Annotated in this window: 4 protein-coding genes; 2 read left to right on the forward strand and 2 right to left on the reverse strand. The window is 65.6% G+C overall.

What is annotated here, in order from left to right; genetic code table 11:
• The coding region (tal, locus tag VGG53_RS12705) for a transaldolase (RefSeq protein WP_331518413.1) at nucleotides 1-944 on the reverse strand (944 nt) is incomplete at its 3' end.
• A gap of 15 nt (nucleotides 945-959) precedes the next feature.
• Nucleotides 960-3,050: a transketolase gene (gene tkt / locus VGG53_RS12710; RefSeq protein WP_331518414.1), complete on the reverse strand. Its 2,091-nt coding sequence runs from the start codon at nucleotides 3,048-3,050 to the stop codon at nucleotides 960-962.
• A gap of 236 nt (nucleotides 3,051-3,286) precedes the next feature.
• Here tkt and VGG53_RS12715 point away from each other — a divergent pair, with 236 nt between their 5' ends.
• Both VGG53_RS12715 and VGG53_RS12720 read left to right on the forward strand, forming a co-directional pair.
• Nucleotides 3,287-4,207 carry a heme o synthase gene (locus VGG53_RS12715; protein WP_331518415.1) on the forward strand — a complete coding sequence of 307 codons (921 nt, stop codon included), beginning with the start codon at nucleotides 3,287-3,289 and terminating at the stop codon, nucleotides 4,205-4,207.
• Between the two features lie 133 nt (nucleotides 4,208-4,340).
• On the forward strand, nucleotides 4,341-4,718 hold a 378-nt coding region (locus tag VGG53_RS12720; RefSeq protein ID WP_331518416.1), incomplete at its 3' end, for a PPE family protein.

Below are 4,718 nucleotides of genomic sequence, written 5' to 3' on the forward strand. Positions count from 1 at the left end.
GTGTCGCCGGTGACGACGCCGTGGTCGGCGACCGCGTCAATGGTCTTCTCCGGCATGGTGTTCACGGTGTTCGGCGCGACCAGCTCGGTCACATAGAGCGTGTCGGAGTAATCGGGGTTCTTCACGCCGGTGGAGGCCCACAACGGCCGCTGTACGCGCGCCCCGTCCGCCTCGAGTGGCGCAAAACGATCGCCGCCGACGAACACTTCCTGGTAGGCCGCGTAGGCCAGCCGGGCGTTGGCAACGCCGGCCTTTCCGCGCAGCGCCAGCGCATCCTCCGAGCCGATTTTCTCCAGCCGCTTGTCAATCTCGGTGTCGACGCGTGAAACGAAAAACGATGCCACCGAATGGATTTTGGACACGTCGTGGCCGGCCGCCTTGGCCGCCTGCAGCCCGTCGAGGTAAGCGTCCATCACCTCACGGTGACGTTCGACCGAGAAGATCAAGGTGACGTTGACCGAAATCCCCTCTGCCAGGGTCGCACTGATGGCGGGCAGGCCGGCTTTGGTGGCCGGGATCTTGATGAACAGGTTGGGGCGGTCGACGATCTTCCACAGCTCGATGGCCTGCTTGGTCGTCTTGTCGGTGTCGTGCGCCATCCGCGGGTCGACCTCGATCGATACCCGGCCGTCGACCCCGTCGGAGCGCTCCCACTGCGGCCGCAGCACATCGCAGCCGTTGCGGACATCATCGGTGGTCACCGTGCGGATGGTGGCGTCCACGTCGGCGCCGCGTTCGGCGAGCTCGGCCAGCTGAGCGTCATAGGCATCGCCCTCGGACAGCGCCTTCTGGAAGATCGACGGGTTAGTGGTAACACCGACGATGCTCTTGGTATCGATCAGTTCTTGCAGGTTGCCGGATTGCAAACGCTGCCGGGACAGATCGTCCAGCCAGACCGATACGCCCGCGGAGCTCAGCGCGGCGAGATTGGGATTCTGAGTCATCGGCTTTCCCTTCGGTTAGTTGTCTAGTGTTCGTTCGGCGGCGTCGACGACGGCTTCCGGGGTGAACCCGAATTCACGGAACAAAGTCTTCTCATCGGCGGATTCCCCGTAGTGCTCGATCGAAACGATCTCGCCGGTGTCGCCGACCAGCTTGTGCCAGCTCTGTGCGACGCCGGCCTCGACCGCGACTCGCGCCGACACCGACGGCGGCAGCACGCTGTCGCGGTATTCGTCGGACTGCGACTCGAACCATTCCACACATGGCATCGACACCACGCGTGCGACAATGTCCTTGTCCGCCAACAACTTCTGTGCCTCGACGGCCAGCTGGACCTCCGAGCCGGTGGCGATCAGGACGACATCGGGCTCGTCGCCGCCGTCGTCGCCGAGGATGTATCCGCCCTTGGCCACGCCGTCATAGTTGGTGCCTTCGAGAATCGGTACACCCTGGCGGGTCAGCATCAGCCCGACCGGACCGCTGCCGTTGCCCCGAGCCAGGACGGTGCGCCAGGCGTACGCGGTCTCGTTGGCGTCCGCAGGACGGACCACCGACAGCTTGGGGATGGCCCGCAGCGCCGCCAAGTGCTCGATCGGTTGGTGTGTCGGGCCGTCTTCGCCCAGGCCGATCGAGTCGTGCGTCCACACGTAGATGGTGTCGATATCCATCAGCGACGCCAGTCGCACCGCCGGGCGCATGTAGTCGGAGAACTGCAGGAACGTGGCACCGTAAGCGCGGGTAGGGCCGTGCAGCACGATGCCGGACAGGATCGCGCCCATCGCGTGCTCGCGAACACCGAAATGCAGCGTGCGGCCATACCAGTGCGCGGTGTAGTCCTTGGTCGAAATCGAGGGCGGCCCAAAGGAATCGGCGCCTTTGATCGTGGTGTTGGTGCTGCCGGCCAGGTCGGCCGAACCGCCCCACAGCTCGGGCAGTTTCGGTCCGACAGCGTTGAGCACCTCGTTGGACGCTTTTCGGGTGGCCATCGCATCGGAGCCCGGCTCCCAGTGCGGAACGTCCGCGTCCCAGCCGTCGGGCAGCTTCTCGGCGGTCAACCGGTCCAGCAGCGCTTTGCGCTTGGGCTCGCGCTGCACCCACGCCTCGAAGTCGACGTTCCATTTTTCGTGAGCTTCCTTACCGCGCTGCACCAGCTCACGGGTGTGGGCGATCACCTCGTCGCGGACCTCGAACTTCTTGTCCGGGTCGAACCCCAGGATTTTTTTGACCGCCGCTACTTCTTCGTCGCCCAGGGCGGCACCGTGCGCCTTGCCGGTGTTCATCAGCTTGGGCGCCGGATAGCCGATGATCGTTCGCAACGAAATGAACGACGGCCGGTCAGTGACGGCCTTGGCGTTGGCGATGGCCTCATCGATTCCGACGACGTTCTCGCCGCCCTCAACGCGCTGCACATGCCAGCCGTAGGCCTCATAGCGGGCAGCGGTGTCCTCGCACAGCGCGATGTCGGTGTCGTCCTCGATGGAGATCTGGTTGTGGTCGTAGAACACGATGAGGTTGCCCAGCTGCTGGACCGCGGCCAGCGACGACGCTTCCGACGTCACGCCTTCTTCCATGTCGCCGTCGGACGCGATCACATAGATGAAGTGGTCGAACGGGCTGGTGCCGGCTGCGGCGTCCGGGTCGAACAGGCCGCGCTCGTAGCGGGCGGCCATCGCCATGCCTACTGCCGATGCGAAGCCTTGGCCGAGGGGACCGGTGGTGATCTCCACGCCCTTGGTGTGCCGGAACTCCGGATGCCCGGGCGTCTTGGAGCCCCACGTCCGCAGCGATTCGATGTCCGAGAGCTCCAGGCCGAAACCGCCGAGATAGAGCTGGATGTAGAGGGTGAGGCTGCTGTGCCCACAGGACAGCACGAAGCGGTCACGGCCCAGCCAATGGGGATCGCTGGGATCGTGCCGCATCGCCCGCTGGAACAGCGTATAGGCAAGCGGGGCAAGGCTCATCGCCGTCCCAGGATGGCCGTTGCCCACTTTCTGCACCGCGTCGGCGGCCAGCACCCGGACGGTGTCGACGGCGGCCGAATCGAGCTCGGTCCAATCGTCCGGAAGATGCGGTTGGGTCAGGGTCGAGATGTCTTCGAGTGTGGTCACGAACTGAAGTCCTCGGGTCGGCAGAATGATCCTCTTCCCACCCTAATGCCGGAACCTTGCGCGCGTGTCAGAGCCTGTTTCACTTCCTGACTGTTCAAGCGCCGGCAACCGCGCGTTGCAGCCCGTGCTCGCCGATTGGCTGCCAATGGCCCCTGCGGTGCATGCTGGGCAAGTCGTGCCGTCTACCATCGTGCGTAGTAGAAGCTGCGCGCTGCTGTGATCCGAGGAGTCCTTGCGTGAGCATTCGCGAGCGCGTTGCGCCGAGTCGAGTCAGCACCACCTTGCTGGCTTATCTGGCGCTGACCAAGCCTCGAGTCATCGAGCTGCTACTGGTCACCGCAATTCCGGCGATGCTGCTCGCCCACCGCGGCAGCGTGAACCCGCTGCTCATCCTCAACACCTTGATCGGCGGGATGCTGGCTGCCGGCGGCGCGAACACGCTGAACTGTGTGGCCGATGCCGACATCGACAAGCTGATGAAGCGGACCGCGCGGCGTCCGTTGGCACGGGCCGCCGTGCCGACCGGCAACGCCCTGGTGTTCGGGCTGTGGCTGAGTGTCGCGTCCTTCGTCTGGCTGTGGTGGACGACCAACCTGCTGTCGGGCTTGCTGGCGGTGGCCACGATCGCGTTCTACGTGTTCGTCTACACCCTGCTTCTCAAGCGCCGCACCTCCCAGAACGTGGTGTGGGGCGGTGCGGCCGGCTGCATGCCGGTGATGATCGCCTGGTCGGCTGTCACCGGCACCGTCGGGTGGCCGGCCCTGGTGATGTTCGCGATCATCTTCTTCTGGACGCCGCCGCACACCTGGGCGCTGGCGATGCGTTACAAGGACGACTACAAGGCGGCGGGTGTGCCGATGCTGCCGGCCGTCGCGACGGAACGTCAGGTCACCAAGCAGATCCTGATCTACACCTGGCTGACCGTGGCGGCGACGCTGGCGCTGTCCCTGGCCACCGGCTGGCTGTACACCGTAGTGGCCGCGGTGGCCGGAGCGTGGTTCCTGACCATGGCGCACCAGCTGTATGCGGGCGTGCGCCGCGGAGAGCCGGTCAAGCCGCTGCGATTGTTCCTGCAGTCGAACAACTACCTCGCGGTGGTGTTCTGCGCCTTGGCACTCGATTCGGCGCTGGCGCTGCCGACTCTGTTGGGGGCCTGACCCTCCCCCCAGGTCCCGGACCTGCGAACACCCCATACCCCGACGGGGTCTTGCGACTACGACGCAATGTAGTTTTCAATGCCGTCGTGACTTCATCGACGGCTGATCGCGAGCACGTTTTCGACGGTGCGTTGTGACTGCGCCGATTTGGCTGGCGTTGCCGCCGGAGGTGCATTCGACGTTGCTCAGCAGCGGGCCCGGGCCGGGTTCGCTGCTGAGCGCGGCGAGGGCGTGGTCGTCGCTGAGCACCGAATACGCCGAGGTTGCCGACGAATTGAGCGCGGTCCTGGCCGGCGTGCGGTCCGGTGTTTGGCAAGGCCCCAGCGCCGAGCAGTACGCCGTAGCGCATGAGCCGTATCTGGCCTGGTTGACGCAGGCCAGCGCCGACAGCGCGGCGGCAGCTGTTCAACACGAGACCGCGGCCGCCGCCTACACCGCGGCGATGGCGGCCATGCCGACGCCCGGGGAGTTGGCCGCCAACCACGTGGTGCACGGGGTGTTGGTGGCAACG

This window comes from Mycobacterium sp. (assembly GCF_036490025.1).
Lineage (GTDB): Bacteria > Actinomycetota > Actinomycetes > Mycobacteriales > Mycobacteriaceae > Mycobacterium.